The 16,284-nt window shown below is 66.1% G+C and carries 16 protein-coding genes; 12 read left to right on the top strand and 4 right to left on the bottom strand.

The window, feature by feature from the left end; translation table 11 throughout:
- Positions 1-34 precede the first annotated feature (34 nt).
- The gene (locus D3877_RS22700; protein ID WP_158599969.1) at positions 35-1,018 is read right to left on the bottom strand and encodes a LacI family DNA-binding transcriptional regulator; all 984 of its coding nucleotides are present in this window, start codon (positions 1,016-1,018) and stop codon (positions 35-37) included.
- Between the two features lie 529 nt (positions 1,019-1,547).
- On the opposite strand from D3877_RS22700, the gene D3877_RS22705 reads away from it, so the two are divergent.
- The 5 genes from D3877_RS22705 (at position 1,548) to D3877_RS22725 (ending at position 8,211) form a co-directional block, all read left to right on the top strand.
- Entirely contained in the window at positions 1,548-2,627 is a 1,080-nt protein-coding gene (locus tag D3877_RS22705) for an ABC transporter substrate-binding protein (RefSeq protein ID WP_119833023.1), read from the top strand.
- A gap of 12 nt (positions 2,628-2,639) precedes the next feature.
- Positions 2,640-4,790, top strand: a complete 2,151-nt coding sequence (locus D3877_RS22710) for an ABC transporter permease (protein ID WP_119833024.1) — start codon at positions 2,640-2,642, stop codon at positions 4,788-4,790.
- Positions 4,787-5,911 (top strand): ABC transporter ATP-binding protein, encoded by a 1,125-nt coding sequence (locus D3877_RS22715; RefSeq protein ID WP_119833025.1) that lies wholly within the window; start codon positions 4,787-4,789, stop codon positions 5,909-5,911. The genes D3877_RS22710 and D3877_RS22715 overlap by 4 nt, the downstream gene beginning before the upstream one ends.
- Before the next feature lie 55 nt (positions 5,912-5,966).
- Positions 5,967-7,349 (top strand): alkaline phosphatase family protein, encoded by a 1,383-nt coding sequence (locus D3877_RS22720; protein WP_119833026.1) that lies wholly within the window; start codon positions 5,967-5,969, stop codon positions 7,347-7,349.
- Between the two features lie 85 nt (positions 7,350-7,434).
- Positions 7,435-8,211: an inositol monophosphatase family protein gene (locus tag D3877_RS22725; protein ID WP_119833027.1), complete on the top strand. Its 777-nt coding sequence runs from the start codon at positions 7,435-7,437 to the stop codon at positions 8,209-8,211.
- Between the two features lie 126 nt (positions 8,212-8,337).
- On the opposite strand, the gene D3877_RS22730 is transcribed toward D3877_RS22725, so the two are convergent.
- Entirely contained in the window at positions 8,338-8,697 is a 360-nt protein-coding gene (locus tag D3877_RS22730) for a type II toxin-antitoxin system PemK/MazF family toxin (RefSeq protein WP_119833028.1), read from the bottom strand.
- Between the two features lies 1 nt (position 8,698).
- Positions 8,699-8,989 (bottom strand): hypothetical protein, encoded by a 291-nt coding sequence (locus tag D3877_RS22735; protein ID WP_147395258.1) that lies wholly within the window; start codon positions 8,987-8,989, stop codon positions 8,699-8,701.
- Between the two features lie 252 nt (positions 8,990-9,241).
- Here D3877_RS22735 and D3877_RS22740 point away from each other — a divergent pair, with 252 nt between their 5' ends.
- The 5 genes from D3877_RS22740 (at position 9,242) to D3877_RS22760 (ending at position 13,169) form a co-directional block, all read left to right on the top strand.
- Complete coding sequence (locus D3877_RS22740) at positions 9,242-9,952, top strand: UTRA domain-containing protein (protein ID WP_238475033.1); 711 nt, start codon at positions 9,242-9,244, stop codon at positions 9,950-9,952.
- Positions 9,953-10,027: 75 nt separating this feature from the next.
- A complete protein-coding gene (locus D3877_RS22745; RefSeq protein ID WP_119833031.1) occupies positions 10,028-10,882 on the top strand; it encodes a transporter substrate-binding domain-containing protein in 855 nt (284 codons plus the stop codon).
- 119 nt (positions 10,883-11,001) lie between these two features.
- Positions 11,002-11,649 carry an amino acid ABC transporter permease gene (locus D3877_RS22750; protein ID WP_119833032.1) on the top strand — a complete coding sequence of 216 codons (648 nt, stop codon included), beginning with the start codon at positions 11,002-11,004 and terminating at the stop codon, positions 11,647-11,649.
- Positions 11,650-11,661: 12 nt separating this feature from the next.
- Positions 11,662-12,336 (top strand): amino acid ABC transporter permease, encoded by a 675-nt coding sequence (locus D3877_RS22755; RefSeq protein WP_119833033.1) that lies wholly within the window; start codon positions 11,662-11,664, stop codon positions 12,334-12,336.
- A gap of 2 nt (positions 12,337-12,338) precedes the next feature.
- Entirely contained in the window at positions 12,339-13,169 is an 831-nt protein-coding gene (locus tag D3877_RS22760; protein WP_119833034.1) for an amino acid ABC transporter ATP-binding protein, read from the top strand.
- A gap of 27 nt (positions 13,170-13,196) precedes the next feature.
- On the opposite strand, the gene D3877_RS22765 is transcribed toward D3877_RS22760, so the two are convergent.
- Positions 13,197-14,480 (bottom strand): L-fuconate dehydratase, encoded by a 1,284-nt coding sequence (locus tag D3877_RS22765; protein WP_119833035.1) that lies wholly within the window; start codon positions 14,478-14,480, stop codon positions 13,197-13,199.
- A gap of 93 nt (positions 14,481-14,573) precedes the next feature.
- On the opposite strand from D3877_RS22765, the gene D3877_RS22770 reads away from it, so the two are divergent.
- Together D3877_RS22770 and D3877_RS22775 are read left to right on the top strand one after the other, a co-directional pair.
- A complete protein-coding gene (locus D3877_RS22770; protein ID WP_119833036.1) occupies positions 14,574-15,392 on the top strand; it encodes an IclR family transcriptional regulator in 819 nt (272 codons plus the stop codon).
- A 134-nt stretch (positions 15,393-15,526) separates the two neighbouring features.
- A complete protein-coding gene (locus tag D3877_RS22775; protein ID WP_119833037.1) occupies positions 15,527-16,270 on the top strand; it encodes an SDR family oxidoreductase in 744 nt (247 codons plus the stop codon).
- Positions 16,271-16,284: the final 14 nt, after the last annotated feature.

Here is a 16,284-nt window from a genome sequence, read left to right on the forward strand (position 1 = left end):
CGGGGAGCCTTTCCTGCCCGGCTTTTGGCGTTTGTCAGCAGGCGGTGCGACGGATCACCAGTTCCGGGACCACCAGATCGACGGTGCGGCGGGGCGGCGCGCCGTCGCACACCTCGGCGATCATCGCCATCAGGCGGGCCACCTGCGCGTCCAGATTCGGGCGCAGGCTGCTCAGGCCAAAGGCGGGCCAGGCGGCCATCGGGATGTCGTCAAAGCCCAAAATCGCCACATCCTCCGGCACCCGCAGCCGGAAGGCGGCGGCGGCCTGGAGCGCGCCCAACGCGAACATGTCGTTGAAGCAGAACAGCGCGTCGGGCCGCTCCAGCCGGGCGAACAGCCGGGTCGCGGCGTTGTAACCGCCCTCGAAGCTGTTCTCTTCGGAATGCTCCTCCAGCAGCGGCAACCCGGCGGCGTCGAGCGCCGCCGCCAGTCCGGCGCGGCGGCGTTGGTTGGAATCGGTTTGTGACGCCTTGGTCATGTAGGCGATCCGCCGCCGCCCGCTGCGGATCAGGAATTGGCCGCCCAGCAACCCGCCGAGATGGCTGTCGCAGGCGACGCCGCCCAACCCGTCCAACTGGCGGCCAAACTGAAACACCGGGGTGTCGAGCGCCCGCAATTGCCCGACCACCCGGTCGGACACCGTGCCGCCGACCACGATGATGGCGTCCACCTGATAATCCAGCGCGTGCATGGTCGATTCGGTGACGTCCTGCCGGGGCGTTTCCGGGATCACCAGGGCGCGCTTGTCGGCCTCCGCGATGGCCAGCAGCAGCTTTTTCAACACCAGATCGACGTGCGGGTTTTCCATTTCCGCCAGCAGCAGGGCGACCAGCCCGGTGCTGCGCCCGGTCAGGGACCGCGCGATGGCGTTGGGACGATAGCCCAACGCCTCCGCCGCCGCCTCGATCCGCTTGCGGGTGTCGTCGGACACCAGCCCGTCGCCGAAGCAACGGGACACGGCGGATCGCGACACTCCGGCCTTGTCGGCGACATGCTGGGCGGTCACACGCGATTTCACAGAGGCCACCGATCCTGTTGATTGCCGACGCTTTTCGGTCCAGGGCGATTCTGAACCGAGAGCGCGCCGCTTCGCAAGCCGCCCGTGGCGAGAGGGATGGGGGCGGGCGGTTTTGCACTGCACGCGCGTGCATAAACGGTGACTGTTCTACACAGGAAGCGCTGTCCGCGCCGGGCGAAGGCCAAGCGCGGCGGAGTGGACCGCGCCCTGCTGTGGATCCTGACGGTTGAAATTGGCGTGTTTCCTCGCGTTCATCACCGATAGAATATTTTTTCCATAGCGAGCGCGCCGAGGGATTGACAGTGATTGGGAGGTCGAATAGCTTGGTTGGCGAATGAACGCGCGTGCAACGACCAACCCCAACCCACCGGATGACTTGTCCGGTCGCGGCGTGGGCGGGGCCGCTCCCCCCGTCCGTTTGTGACGACGCCGCGCCGTCGTCCGCGTCCGGCTCAATCGGACGCGGACGATGGCTCGAACGCCGCCCGCCGCTGGAGCCAAACACACCGAATTCTTTGGGAGGAACCCCATGCATCGCAACAACCGCCGCCGCTGGACGGTCAAATCGTCGCTGTCCCGTCTGGCGCTGTTGGCGTCCGGCGCGCTGACGGCCTTTGGCGCCGCAGCGGGCCTTGCTCCCGCCACAGCGACCGCCGCCGAGGTGGTCGTCTATTGCTCGGTCAACGAGGATTGGTGCCGCGAGGCCGTGACCTCGTTCGAGCGGCAGACCGGCATCAAAACGCTGATGACCCGCAAAAGCTCGGGCGAGGTCTACGCGCAGCTCCGCGCCGAAAAGACCAACCCCAAGGCCGACGTCTGGTTCGGCGGTTCGGGCGATCCGCATTTGCAGGCCGCCGAGGAAGGGCTGACCGAATCCTACAAATCCAACAAGCTGGACGAGCTGTACAGTTGGGCGGCGAAGCAGGCGGAAAACTCCCAACACCGCACCGTCGGAATCTACATGGGCGCGTTGGGCTTCGGCTACAACCGGGACCTGCTGGCCAAGCGCAAGCTGACGCCGCCCGCCTGTTGGTCCGACCTGATCGGCGCGGGTTTCCGCGACGAAATTCAGGTCGCCGATCCCAACTCGTCCGGCACCTCCTACACCATGCTGGCGACGCTGGTGCAGTTGATGGGCGAGGATGCGGCCTTCGACTACATGAAAAAGCTGCACAAGAACGTCAACCAATACACCAAATCCGGCGCCGCTCCGGCCAAATCGGCGGCGCAGGGCGAAACCATGGTGGGCATTGCCTTCCAGCATGATCTGCTGACCGAGGTTCTGGCGGGCGCCCCCGTCTCCATCGTCGCGCCGTGCGAAGGCACCGGCTACGAAATCGGCTCCATGAGCATCATCAAGGGCGCGCGCAACATGGAGACGGCCAAGGCCTTCTACGAATGGGCGCTGACGCCGGAAGCCCAAGCGCTGGGCGCCAAGGTGAAGAATTACCAGATCCCCAGCAACGCGGGCGCGCCGATTCCGCCGGAAGCGCCGCGCATCGACAAGATGAAGCTGATTTCCTACGACTTCGCGCGCTACGGCTCGACCGCCGAACGCACCCGCCTGCTCGGCAAGTGGGACCGCGAGATCAAGTCCCTGTCGAAATAGGCGGTCCCCATCATGCAACGACGTCTGGGTTTCTGGTTGGCGGCGGGCTGGGCGGCGGTTCTGCTGCTGCCCTGGCACATCGCCGAGGGCTGGCCCACCCCCTGGCTGACCGGCTCCAACGACGCGGGCGGCGGTTCGGCGCTGCTTCAGGGGCTGCTTCTTGGCCGGTGGTGGCTGTTGCCGCTGGCGCTGCCGTTGTTGGCGGGTTTGGTCGGGGCGTTGGGGCGCGACCCGCAGGGCCGCCCGCGCGCCGCTTGGTTGATCGGCGCCGGTTTGGGCGGGCTTGGGTGGCTGGCGCTGGAAAGTTTGGCGGTCGCCCAGCCCGGTTTGGGGTTGGGCGCGGCGCTCTACGCCGTGACCGCGCTGGTTTTGTGCGCGCATGGGTTGGCGCTGCGCGGCTGGTGCAAGGGCGACGTCTTCATCGTGTCGTCCATCGGTCTGGTGCTGGGGTCGATCCTGGTCTTCGTCGGCTATCCGGTCATCCGCATTCTGCTGTCGGCGGTGCAGGACAATGATGGTCATCTGACGTTGGTCGGGCTGTTCGACAAGCTGACCGACGGCGGAATCTGGGGCCTGGGCTGCGTCACCGGGGCGGGCAGCGTGTGCGGCGTGGCGTGGAACACGCTGGCGCTGGCGACCGTGGTCGGGCTGATGACCACGGTGAGCGGGCTGGCCTTCGCCTTGATCGCCGTGCGCACGGGCTTCCGCTTCAAGGCGGCGCTGCGTCTGGTGTCGATCCTGCCGGTCATCACCCCGCCCTTCGTCATCGGTCTGGCCATCATCCTGCTGTTCGGGCGGGCGGGCGTCGTCACCGACCTGATGTCCAGCCTGTTTGACATTCCCCGCTCGCGCTGGATTTACGGCATGCCGGGGGTGGCGATGGCGCAGGTCCTGGCCTTCACGCCGATTTCCTTCCTGGTGCTGGTCGGCGTGCTGCAAGGCGTCAGCCCGACGTTGGAGGAAGCCTCGCAAACCCTGCGCGCCACCCCGTGGGTGACGTTCCGCACGGTGACTCTGCCGTTGATCCGCCCCGGTCTGGCCAACGCCTTCTTGATCTCCTTCATCGAAAGCCTGGCCGATTTCGGCAACCCGTTGGTGCTGGGCGGCAATTTCGACGTGCTGTCCACCAAGATATTCTTCGCCGTGGTCGGCGCCGCGCAGGATCAGGGCCGGGCGGCGGTGCTGGCGATCATCCTGCTGTCCTTCACCCTGTCGGCCTTTTTGGCGCAACGTCTGTGGCTGGGCCGCCGGTCTTACACGACGGTGTCGGGCAAGGGCGACGCCGGTTTGGCCAGCCCGCTGCCGACCGGCGTGCGTTGGGCCGCAACCTCCATCGCGGCTGTGTGGACGGCGCTGACCCTGCTGGTCTATGGCACCATCCTGGTCGGCGGCTTCCTGAAAAGTCTGGGGCGCGACAACACCCCGACGTTGATCCATTACCAGACCGCCTTCGGGATCGAGCATGGCCCGAACGGCTGGTGGTTCAGCGGCTCCGCCTGGGATTCGCTGTTCACCACGCTGGGGGTGTCGCTGGTCGCCATGCCGCTGACCGCCGCGCTGGGGCTGCTGACCGCCTATCTGCTGGTTCGCCAGAATTTCATCGGGCGCGGCGCGTTCGAGTTCATCACGATGCTGAGCTTCGCCATTCCCGGCACGGTGATCGGCGTCAGCTACATCCTGGCCTTCAACACGCCGCCCATCGAGCTGACCGGCACCGGCCTGATCCTCATCATCGCCTTTGTTTTCCGCAACATGCCCGTCGGCATCCGCGCCGGCATCGCCACGCTGAGCCAGATCGACAAGAGCCTGGACGAAGCGTCGCTGACGCTGGGCGCGCGGTCCTTCACCACGCTGCGCCGGGTGATCCTGCCCTTGCTGCGCCCGGCCATCGTCACCGCCATGGTGTACAGCTTCGTCCGCGCCATCACCAGCGTCAGCGCCGTCATCTTCCTGGTCACGGCCAAATACAACCTCGCCACCGCCTACATCGTCGGGCGGGCGGAGGTCGGCGAATATGGGCTGGCCATCGCCTATTCCTCGGTCCTCATCGCCATCATGGTGCTGGCGCTGCTGATGATCCAACTGCTGGTCGGCGAACGCCGCCTTGGCCGCCGCGCCTCCGCCCTGTCCGTCCGCTCTTCAGCCTCGAAGGTCAACGCATGACCCATTTTCCGACCTCCGTTCCGCTGGGAACGCCCGCCCCCGCCTCTCCCGTCAACCGCCCGGCGGTGGAGTTCCGCGCCGTCACCAAGCGCTACGGCGCCTTCACCGCCGTGACCGACGTCAGCTTTTCCATCGAAACCGGCACGCTGGTGACGCTGCTTGGCCCATCGGGCTGCGGCAAGACCACCACCTTGCGGATGATCGCCGGGTTGGAGCAGACCTCGATCGGCAGCATCCTGATTGGCGGGGAGGACGTCACCACCCGGTCCGCCGCCGAACGCGACGTCAGCATGGTGTTCCAGAGCTACGCGCTGTTCCCGCACATGTCGGTTCTCGACAACGTCGCCTATGGGCTGGTGGTGGGCGGCATGGCGAAAAGGCAGGCCGAAGAGGCCGCGCGCGCCAAGCTGGAACTGGTCGGTCTGGCCGGTCTGGAAAAGCGCCTGCCCAGCGAATTGTCCGGCGGCCAACAGCAGCGAGTCGCCGTGGCCCGCGCCATCGTGCTGGAGCCGCGCGTCCTGCTGTTCGACGAACCGCTGTCCAACCTGGACGCCAAGATGCGCCGCCGGGTGCGCGAGGACATCCGCCAGCTTCAGCAAAGCCTGAAACTGACCGTCGTCTACGTCACCCACGACCAGGAAGAGGCGCTGGCCGTGTCCGACCGCATCATCGTGATGGCGGGCGGCAAGATCGCGCAGGACGGCTCGCCGCGCGACCTGTACGAGCGCCCGGCCAGCCGTTTCATCGCCGACTTCATCGGCGACGCCAACATCGTTCCGGCGCTGTTGGAGGCGCGCGACGGCGGGCTTGGCCGTTTCAAGGTCGGCGCGGCCTCGCTGATCCTGCCGCACCGCGACGTGGCCGAGGGGCCGGTCGAACTGGCCGTCCGCCCGCACGCCATCCAGTTGGCGGCGGTGGGCGAGGGGAGCGGCGGCGTTCCAGGCCGCATCCTCTACGCCGCTTATCTGGGCGATCACATGGAGTATGAGGTCGCCGTGACGCTGGGCGGGCGCGAGATCACGCTGTTCGCCTGCACGCTCGACGTGGACACGCCTCGCGTCATTGGCGACGCGGTGTCCGTCGGCTTCGTGCCGCAGAGCGTCACCGTCATTCCCGCTTGATCGTCCGCAACACCCTTTCGGGCCGTGTCGGCCCGCACCGATAAGGAAGTCCGCCATGGGCGCCACGCATTGTTTGGCCGCCGCCGCTTTGGCCGCGACCTTGACCTTGACGGGAAGTTTTCTGGCCGGAGCCGCGCGGGCGGAACCGGCGGATCCCAAGCTGTCGGTCATCGACACCATCGTCGTCATCTATCTGGAAAACCGCAGCTTCGACACGCTGTACGGGCTGTTTCCGGGGGCCGAGGGGCTGGAATCCGCCCAGCGGACCCAGGCCGGAACCATCCAACTGGACCGCGACGGCAAGCCCTTCGCCACGCTGCCGCCGCCGCTGGACGGTAAGAAGAAGCCGGACGCCCGGTTGGCCCACGTCACCGCCAACGGGCCGTTCCGCCTGGATCCGGCGGTTGGTCTGACCGACCGCGTCGCCAGCCCGATCCACGCCTTTTTCACCCACCAGCGCCAGATCAATGGCGGGCGCAACGACCGTTTCGTGTCCGAGGGGACCACCGGCGGCCTGCCGATGGGCTATTTCGACGGCTCGTCGATGGCGCTGTGGGACATCGCCAAGCGCTACACGCTGGCCGATCATTTTTTCCAGTCGGCCTTCGGCGGGTCGTTCCTCAATCACATGTGGCTGGTTTGCGCCTGCACCCCGGTGTTCCCCAACCCGCCCGACGCGCTGCGCGAAGTCGCCGGGACCGGCAAGGACGCCAAGGGCGGGGAGCCGACCGTCACCGCCGACGGCTACGCCGTCAACACCATCCAAGGGGCGTGGCTGCACGACACGAGCCTGGAGCAGACCTTGCTGCCGGTCCAGATTCTGCCGACCATTGGCGACCGGCTGACCGACAAGGGGGTTGGGTGGACCTATTACGCGGGCGATTTCGATCAAGCGGTGGCCGGGATGGTGGCCAAGCAAAGCCCCGACGGCTTTTCCTTCCACCATCACCCCTTCACCTATTTCAAGCGCTTCGTCGACAGCGCCGAGGAGCGGTCCCGCCATTTGAAGGATCTCGCTGATTTTGAAACCGCCATCCTCGACGGCGCGCTGCCGCCGGTGGCCTTTTACAAGCCGACCGGCAAATACAACCAGCATCCGGGCAAGGCGTCGGTGGCCGACGGTGACCGCCACGTCGCCGACCTGATTGGCTTGCTGGAGAAAAGCCCGCAATGGAAGAAGATGGTGGTGATCGTCACGTCGGACGAAAATGGCGGCTTCTGGGACCATGTGGTGCCGCCCAAGGGCGACCGCTGGGGGCCGGGGTCGCGCATTCCCGCCTTGATCGTCTCCCCCTTCGCCCGCAAGGGCGTGGTCGATCACACGCCCTATGAAACGGTGTCGATCCTGCGGCTGATTGAGCAGCGCTTCGGCCTGGATCCGCTGGGCGAGCGCGACGCCAAGGCGACCAGCCTCGCCCGCGCGCTCGACCTTCCCTGACCCCCCTTCCCTGGCCCCTGTTTTTTCACACTTTTGAGACGACCGGGCCGACCCTGTGGGGCGGCGCCGACGGAGCTTGCACGCCATGACCGATTTTGACAGCCGCCGCCGCCTCGCCATCGACCTCGCCGTGGAGGCGGGCGCGCTCGCCCGTTCCATGCGCCAGGGGTTGGGGGCGATTGAAAGCAAAAGCAGCATTGATTTCTGCACCGCCGCCGATCTGGCCGTCGAAACCCTGGTTCGCCAGCGCCTCGCCGACGCCTTCGGCGATCCGGTGATCGGGGAGGAGGCCGGGGGCGAACCGGCGGATCTGGTGTGGGTGGTCGATCCCATCGACGGCACCACCAACTACATCCATGGCTCCAACAACTGGTGCGTCTCGCTGGCGCTGGTTCAGCGCGGCGTGGTCGAGCTTGGCGTGATCTACGCCCCCGACCTCGACCAGCTTTTTGTCGCCCGGCGCGGCGCGGGGGCGACGATGAACGGGCGGGCGATCCGCACCAGCGGCTTGCGCCATGGCGGCGGGGCGGTGGTTGAGATGGGCTGGTCGGCGCGTCGTCCGCTGGCGCACAGCCTGGATCTCATCACCCGGATGATCGCGGACAACATCGAGTTCCGCCGCTGCGGGTCCGGCGCGATGGGGCTGGCCAACGTCGCGCTTGGCGTCAGCGACGGTTATGTCGAGCTGCACATCAACGCCTGGGACGCGCTGGCCGGTTTGCTGCTGGTCCGCGAGGCGGGCGGCTGGACCAATGATTTTCTGGCTGACGACGGCTTGCGCCAAGGCAATGCGGTGGTCGCCTGCACCGCCGAACTGACCGAACGGCTGTTGGCGCTGGAGCCGCTGCGCGGCGTGGCCTGACGCCGCGCCCGTTTGATCTCACGAGTCCTCCACGGCGCGATGGGCGCGTGGCCCTTGCTCCCCGCCGTCGGATCCGCGTGGTCCGGCGGCGGGGAGTTTTTTCATGTCTTGAGCGCGGTCGGCGGGTCAGAGAACCAGCCGGACGCGCCGGATGGCCTCCGCGACCAGATCGGGGGAGGCGCGATCTTCGTATTCGACACGGCGCGCTTGATAATCAAGCGTGCGGATTTCAGAGAGGATCACCGCGCCATTGACGCGCCCGACCTGGATCGGCAACTCGAAACCGCTGAGTTTGCCAATTTTTGAGGTGATCGGCGACACCATGACCAGCCCGGTGCCGAGATTGTAGGCGTCTTGCGACAGGACCAACCCGTAATGAGGGCCGGTCTGCTCATGCCCAACCGACGGCGTCCAGTTCAGATGCACGACGTCGCCGCGCCCCGGGACATAGCCGCCGCCCGTGAAATCATCGCCGCGACGGGGCATGTCACAGAATCTCCTTGCCGGTCGGGGCGTCGTTCAGGAAGCCCGCCGTTAGGCGACCGATCTTTTCACGGTCGTAATCACGCAGCAGATCGTCCAGGGTCTGGGGGCGATCCTCGCGCGCGTCGTTCAGCATCTTGGTCAGGTCCGACGCCAGCATCAAGACGAACTCCTGCCCACGGCGGTTGATCGCCACGGCCCCTTTCGCCGCCGCCATGTCAAGAATCTGCCCCCCCGCCTTGTTCATGTCGGTGGCGCGATAGGAGGCGGAGAAGGTTAGGGAATGGTGCGGCATGACGGACACTCCAGCGAGCAATGATCTGTAAATTATAAATTTTCCATAAAATCCGCAAGATGGAAGAGTCGGGCGTTTGGGAGGAGGCGCGCCCGCCGCCGCCGATTTTCCCGATTGACCGGCTGATTATGTACATACATTATCGTCGCAACGCTGAGCGACGATGCGGAGGGCGGGGTGCAGGGTGCGGCGCGACAGAGCCTGACCGAGCGCGCGAGCGGCGCGGATCCCAGCCTTGACGGGAAGGGGCCGTTGTTCGGTCAGATCAAACGCGCGGTCGCCGGGCAAATCCTGCGCGGGCGCTGGCAGGCCGGGGAACGGTTGCCCAACGAAGAACAGCTTTCCTCCCTGTACGGCGTGTCGCGCCAGACGGTGCACAAGGCCATCGCGCTTCTGGCGCGCGAGGGCTTCCTCGTCCGCCGCCGCCGGGCTGGAACCTTTGTCGCCAGCGTGCGGAACGACCGTTTCGCGTTGCCCATCGAGGACATCGGCGACGTCATCGCCCGCAGCGGCGGCGTTTATGAATTCCGCATCCTCGACCGCAAAACCTTGCGCAACGGCGAGGCGATCCGCTGGCCCGACGTGCCGGACGGAACCCCGCTGCTCTCCCTGGAATGCCTGCATCTGAGCGACGGCGCGCCGATCCAGTTCGAGCGGCGCCTGGTCAATCTCGACGCCGTGCCGGAGGTGGCCGACGAGCCGTTCGACAGCGTCGCCCCCAGCCGCTGGCTGGTCAATCAGGTGCCGTGGTCGTCCGCCGAACACACCGTCAAGGCGGTCAACGCTGCCGCCGACATCGCGGCGCTGTTGGGGGTGGAGCCGGGAACGGCCTGCCTGTCGATCCGCCGCCAAACCGTTCATCTGAACCGCAGCATCACGCTGGTTCATTTCCTGTCCGTCGGCGAGCGTTTCAGCCTGAGCGGCTCGTCGATCACCGACAGCGCGACGGAGCTTAATTTGTAAACACAAAAGACCGGCGACCCGTCAACCATCGCCGGTCATTCAACAGGGGGTTCAACGATTATGGAGTCTTTTGCGATGCGCGTCTCGACGAACACGACCGGCCGTTTCGGCCAAACCCTGCGCGCCGCCCTGCTGGGCGCGGCGGTTCTGGCGCTGGGCGGCGCCGCCGGCGCCATGGCCGACACGCTGGCCGACGTCAAAAAATCCGGAACGATCAACGTCGCCACCGAAATGCAGTTCCCGCCCTTCGATTTCCTGGAAAACAACGAGTACAAGGGCGTTGACCGCGACCTGATCGACGAAGTCGCCAAGGAACTGGGCGTCAAGCCGAAATACATCGATCTGCCCTGGACCAGCGTCCTGCCCGGCCTGGAAGCCAAGAAGTTCGATCTGGTCATCGCCCCCGTCACCATCACGAAGGAGCGGATGAAGCGCTATTCCTTCACCGTGCCGATTTCCGAAGCGACGGCGGCGATGATGAAGCGCACCGGCGACAACTCGATCAACAAGCCCGAAGACATCGCGGGCAAGAATGTCGGCGGCGGCAAGGGCACCTCGCAGTTGGCCCAGGTCAAGGAATTCGCCCAGACTCTGACCCCGGCCCCGACGGTGAAAGAGTATGTGGACAGCAACCAGTCCTACGCCGATCTGGCCGCCGGTCGGGTGGACGTGTCGGTCAACTCGCTGCCGAACCTCGCCTTCGCCGCCGCCCAGCGCAAGGAGACCTTCACCGTCGTCCTGCCGCCGTTCGGCAAGCCGTCCTTCTTCTCGTGGGTTGGCCGTCCCGGCGACGACGACAAGAGCCTGATCGAGGCGGTCAACGTCGCGCTGGTCAAGATCCAGAAGGATGGCCGCATGGCGGCGATTCAGAAGAAGTGGTTCGGCGTCTCCGCCGACCTGCCGACGGTTGTTCCCGAACCGCAATTCTGATTGGTGTCCTGACGACCGTTTCAGGAACGAAAGCCCCGTCTCCCCATGCGGGGGACGGGGCTTTCCCAGGCTTGCGGGCCGACGCAAGCTTGCGGTTTTGAGAATCCGAAGGTGTGCCGATGAAGTTCAGCGTCATCGTTGACGCGCTCCCCCATCTGTTGGGGGCGGCGGTCACGACCATTTGGATCTCGCTGCTCGGCGTCCTGCTGGGGCAGGTGATCGGCGTGCTCGTCTGCGTGGCGCGGCAATCCGGCAACCGGGGCCTGGACATGGCGGGCGGCGTCTATGTCAGCTTCTTTCGCGGCGTGCCGCTGCTGATCCAGCTTTTGTTGATCTATTACATGCTGCCGTTGATCGGAATCGACGTGCCGCCGCTGGTCGCCGCCATCAGCGCGCTCAGCCTCGCGTCGGGCGCTTATGTGTCGGAGATTTATCGCGGCTCGCTGAACGCCGTGCCGCATGGCCAATCGGAAGCGGCGCTGGCGCTGGGCTTTTCCAGCGCGACCATCTGGACCCGCATTTTGCTGCCGCAGGCCTTCCGCTTTTCGGTTCCGGCGTTGGTCAACGAGTTGATTTTGCTGTTGAAGGCGTCCTCGCTGATCTCCGTCGTCGGTGTGGCGGAGTTGACGCGGACCAGCCAGACCATTTCGGCCAGCAATTTCCGCCCGCTGGAAATCTATCTGGCGGCGGGCGTCATCTATCTGGCGATCAACAGCGCGCTGGCCCTGTTCGGCACGCTGGTCGAACGCCGCCTTCAGCAGGGGTGAGGGAACCGATCCATGGACTCCAACCTGCTTGTTCAATACGGCCCGGCGCTGCTGCGCGGCTTTGGCGTCACGATTTTGTGCTGGGCGGCGGGCTGCGCCATCGGGTTGGCGCTGGGCTTCGTTCTGATGCTGCTGCGGCGGATCGAGGTCAAACCGCTGCGCTGGATCATCCGCGCCTACATCGAGGTGATCCGGGGCACCCCCTTCCTCATCCAACTGTTCCTGCTCTACAGCGGCGGCCCGGCCATCGGCCTGCGGCTGGAGGCGACGACCGCCGGGATCCTTGGGCTGGGCGTCTATGGCAGCGCCTATTTCGCCGAGATTTTCCGCGCGGGCTATCAGGCGGTGCCGAAGGGGCAGGTGGAGGCTGCGCTCAGCCTTGGCATGCCCTATGGCGGCATTCTGCGCCGGGTGATCCTGCCCGGCATGCTGGTGTCCACCATCCCGGCGCTGGTCAACATGATGGCGATCTTGACCAAGGAAACCGTCGTGCTGTCGATCATCACCGTGCCGGAATTGATGTACGAGATGCAGACGATGGCGGCGGAGACCTTCGCCAGTTTTGAAACCATTCTGGGCATGGCGCTGTTTTATTGGCTGCTGGTCGAGGCGGTGTCACGCCTGGGCCGCCGTTTGGAAACGCGCATGACCCGCTTCCTGTCCCACCCGTCGAACGCGAGGGCCTGACGATGGCCGTGACCGATACCCCAACCGCCTCCGTCCAGCGCGTCGCCGCCGCCGATGACACCGCCCCGATGGTGACGATTCGCGGCGTCAGCAAGGCCTATGGCAGCAACGAGGTGCTCCGCGACATCGACTTGACGGTGAACAAGTCGGAGGTCGTCTGCCTGATCGGCCCCAGCGGGTCGGGCAAAAGCACGCTGCTGCGCTGCATCAATTTCCTGGAGGTCTATGATCGCGGCGAAATCCGCATCGAAGGCCAACTGGTCGGCTACAGCGAAACGACGCCGCGCCGCCGCCTGTCGAACGCCGAACTGCGCGGCCTGCGCCGCAACGTCGGCATGGTGTTCCAACAGTTCAATCTGTGGCCCCACATGACGGCGCTGGAAAACGTCGCCGAGGCGCTGGTCCAGGTGCGCGGTCTCGACAAGATCGCCGCCGCCGAGCGCGCGCGCCTGATGCTGGCCCGCGTCGGGCTGGCCGACAAGGCCGACAGCTACCCGTCGCGCCTGTCCGGCGGGCAGCAACAGCGCGTCGCCATCGCCCGCGTCATCGCCATGGAACCGCATCTGATGCTGTTCGACGAGCCGACCTCCGCCCTTGATCCCGAATTGGTCGGCGAAGTGTTGCAGGTCATGCGCGATCTGGCCGCCGAGGGCATGACCATGGTGGTGGTGACGCACGAAATGGGCTTCGCCGCCAACGTGGCCGACCGCGTGGCCTTCCTCGACCGTGGCCGCATCGCCGCCTTCGGCCCGCCGCGTCAGGTCTTCCACGAAAGCCCCGAACCGCGTCTGACGCAGTTCCTGCAAACCTACCACGAGCGCAACAGCTTTTGACCGCCGCGCCCGTCGCGGGTCTCGTCGTCACCCGGCGAAGAGATGCGCCGCGATGGAGGGCGGTTTCATGGTGATGGAGAAACCCGGCGCGGTGGGCGCGCGGTAACGGCCCTGTTCGACCACGCACGGGTCTTCGAAATGCTCGTGCAGATGATCGACGAATTCGGCGACCCGACCGTCCCAACTGCCGGATATGCACAGATAATCGATCATCGACAGGTGTTGCACATACTCGCACAGCCCGACGCCGCCCGCGTGCGGGCAGACGGGTTTGTCGAATTTCGCCGCCATCAGCATGATCGCCAGATTTTCGTTCAGCCCGCCGACGCGGGCGGCGTCGATTTGCACCACGTCGATGGCGTCGGCTTGCAGGAACTGCTTGAACATGATGCGGTTCTGGCACATTTCGCCGGTGGCGACCTTGATCGGGGCGACGCCCTCGCGGATCGCCCGATGGCCCAGAATGTCGTCGGGGGAGGTCGGCTCTTCGATGAACCAGGGGTTGAAGTCGGCGAGATCGCGGACCCAGCCGATGGCCTCGTCCACCTCCCAAATCTGGTTGGCGTCGATCATCAGCACGCGATCCGGGCCGATTTCCTCGCGCACCACGCGGCAGCGGCGGATGTCGTCGTTGCGGTCGCGCCCGACCTTCAGCTTGAAATGGCTCCAGCCCGCCGCCACGCCTTCGCGGCACAGACGGCGCACCTTGTCGTCGTCGTAGCCCAACCATCCGGCCGACGTGGTGTAGCTGGGATAACCCTCCGCCAACAGCCGCGCCCGGCGTTCCGGCTCGCCCGCCTTGGCGCGGGTCAGGATGGCCAGCGCCTCCGCCGGGGTCAGAGCGTTGGTCAGATAACGGAAGTCGATCAGGCGGAGGATCTCCTCCGGCGTCATGTCGGCGACCAATCGCCAGACCGGCTTGCCCGCTTGTTTGGCCCACAGATCCCAGACGGCGTTGACCACCGCGCCGGTCGCCAGATGCATCACGCCCTTGTCCGGCCCGACCCAGCGCAGATGCGAATCGCCGGTGATGTGCCGCCAGAAGGCGCCCATGTCGGCGGTGATGTCCGACAGGCTCAGCCCGATCAGGCGCGGCATCAGCAGATCAATGGCGGCCCGGCACAGATCGTTGCCGCGCCCGATGGTGAAGGTCAGGCCATGGCCTTCCAGGCCGCCCGACGTCTCCAACACGACGTAGGCGGCGGAATAGTCGGGATCGGCGTTCATCGCGTCCGATCCATCCTTTTGCGAGGAGGTGGGAAAGCGAATATCGTAGCTGCGGTGGCCGGTGATGCGGATCTCGTCGGGCATGTCGCCTCCCCGTGATTTTTGATGGAGCGTTTTCTCTGTGAAATGGATAATCATATATGAAATGGCGCGTCAAGACATCATGAGGGTTCCCGCGTGAGCGAGTCCGACATCGACCCCACCGACGCCTCTGAGTCCGCCAACCCTGAATCCGGCGACAAGGAGCGGCGCTACTCCGCCCCGGCCCTGGAAAAGGGCCTCGACATACTGGAGTTCCTGTCCGAACGCCGCGATCCGCAATCGCTGCAACAGATCGGCGAGGGGGTGGGGCGGACCAAGGGCGAGATTTTCCGCATGGTCTCGGTGCTGGCCGAACGCGGCTACATCGAGCGTACCGAGGGTGACGACCGTTTCCGCGTCACCGACCGGCTGTTCCGGCTGGGGATGAACCGCCCGGTCAACCGCTCGCTGGTGGAAATCGCCCTGCCGACGATGAACGCCTTTGCCGAAAGCACCGGCTACGCCTGTCATCTGGCGGTGCAGTCGGGAACCCAGATCGCGGTGATCGCGCGGGTGGAAAGCACCAGCCACATCGGCTTCACCGTGCGCATCGGCTACCGCCAGCCGCTGGTGCTGACCGGATCGGGCCATTGCCTGTTGGCTTTCATGAGCGCCCGCCGCCGCCATCGCGTCTATGAGGATCTGCGCCGCGAGGATCCGTGGATTGATCTGGACGCGCTGACCCAAACCCTGGACGGCGTGCGCGCCGCCGGGCATGTCCGCCGCCCCAGCGGCATTTCCGAGGCGGTGGTCGATCTGTCCCATCCCATCCTGGAAAGCCATGAAGGCGGCGCGGTCGCCGCCCTGACCTGCCCCTATCTGCGCACCCGGCAGAATCCGAAGGAGCCGGAAGAGCTTTTGGCGGCGTTGGGCGAGGCGGCGCGCCGCATCTCCGACACGCTGTCCCTCGACTGAAAGTGCGTCGTCACTATGAAATGACGATTTACAGGTAAAGCAATGTTGTGTATGCAGGACCCAACGATCCGTGACGCGGATCACCGGAAGCGGCCCGGACCATCGGGCCGCGCAAGGGGAGGGGAGCGCCAGCCATGGCCGCCAGACTGCACGGCAAGACCGCCATCGTCACCGCCGCCGCCCAGGGCATGGGCCGGGCCGCCGCCCTGGCCTTCGCCGCCGAAGGCGCGCGGGTCATCGCCACCGACATCAACGACGCGCTGCTGGCCGAACTGGCCGACGTGCCGGGCGTCACGCCGCAGCGGCTCGACGTGTGCGACCCGGCGGCCATCGCCGCCTTCGCCGCCGCGACGCCCGCCCCGTCGGTGCTGTTCAACTGCGCGGGCTATGTCCACGCCGGAACGATTCTGGACTGCGACGAAGACGCCTTCGACCAGTCGGTGACGCTGAACGTCCGGTCGATGTACCGGATGATCCGCGCCTTCCTGCCCGGCATGCTGGAGGCGGGGGGCGGGTCGATCATCAACATGGCCTCGGTCGCCTCCTCGATCATCGGGGCGCCGAACCGCTTCATCTATGGGACGACCAAGGCCGCCGTGGTTGGCCTGACCAAATCGGTCGCCGCCGATTACGTGACGCGCGGCGTCCGCGTGAACGCCATTTGCCCCGGCACGGTGGACAGCCCGTCGCTGCACGACCGCATGCGGGCGCTGGGCGATTACGACACGGCGCGCGCCGCCTTCATCGCCCGCCAGCCGATGGGCCGACTGGGCACGGCGGAAGAGGTCGCGGCGCTGGCCGTGTTCCTGGCCGCCGATGAATCCGCCTTCATGACCGGGCAAGCCATCGCCATGGATGGCGGCTGGTCGAACACCTGATTTTGCGAACGGGA

This window comes from Azospirillum cavernae (assembly GCF_003590795.1).
In the GTDB taxonomy this organism is placed as follows: domain Bacteria; phylum Pseudomonadota; class Alphaproteobacteria; order Azospirillales; family Azospirillaceae; genus Azospirillum; species Azospirillum cavernae.

What these genes read in the sequence shown, in the direction of transcription:
- D3877_RS22715 (WP_119833025.1), top strand. Translation starts at nt 4,787, where the DNA reads ATGACCCATTTTCCGACCTCCGTTCCGCTGGGAACGCCCGCCCCCGCC.
- D3877_RS22725 (WP_119833027.1), top strand. Translation starts at nt 7,435, where the DNA reads ATGACCGATTTTGACAGCCGCCGCCGCCTCGCCATCGACCTCGCCGTG.
- D3877_RS22765 (WP_119833035.1), bottom strand. Translation starts at nt 14,480, where the DNA reads ATGCCCGACGAGATCCGCATCACCGGCCACCGCAGCTACGATATTCGC.
- D3877_RS22710 (WP_119833024.1), top strand. Translation starts at nt 2,640, where the DNA reads ATGCAACGACGTCTGGGTTTCTGGTTGGCGGCGGGCTGGGCGGCGGTT.
- D3877_RS22720 (WP_119833026.1), top strand. Translation starts at nt 5,967, where the DNA reads ATGGGCGCCACGCATTGTTTGGCCGCCGCCGCTTTGGCCGCGACCTTG.
- D3877_RS22750 (WP_119833032.1), top strand. Translation starts at nt 11,002, where the DNA reads ATGAAGTTCAGCGTCATCGTTGACGCGCTCCCCCATCTGTTGGGGGCG.
- D3877_RS22735 (WP_147395258.1), bottom strand. Translation starts at nt 8,989, where the DNA reads ATGCCGCACCATTCCCTAACCTTCTCCGCCTCCTATCGCGCCACCGAC.
- D3877_RS22705 (WP_119833023.1), top strand. Translation starts at nt 1,548, where the DNA reads ATGCATCGCAACAACCGCCGCCGCTGGACGGTCAAATCGTCGCTGTCC.
- D3877_RS22755 (WP_119833033.1), top strand. Translation starts at nt 11,662, where the DNA reads ATGGACTCCAACCTGCTTGTTCAATACGGCCCGGCGCTGCTGCGCGGC.
- D3877_RS22745 (WP_119833031.1), top strand. Translation starts at nt 10,028, where the DNA reads ATGCGCGTCTCGACGAACACGACCGGCCGTTTCGGCCAAACCCTGCGC.
- D3877_RS22760 (WP_119833034.1), top strand. Translation starts at nt 12,339, where the DNA reads ATGGCCGTGACCGATACCCCAACCGCCTCCGTCCAGCGCGTCGCCGCC.
- D3877_RS22730 (WP_119833028.1), bottom strand. Translation starts at nt 8,697, where the DNA reads ATGCCCCGTCGCGGCGATGATTTCACGGGCGGCGGCTATGTCCCGGGG.
- D3877_RS22775 (WP_119833037.1), top strand. Translation starts at nt 15,527, where the DNA reads ATGGCCGCCAGACTGCACGGCAAGACCGCCATCGTCACCGCCGCCGCC.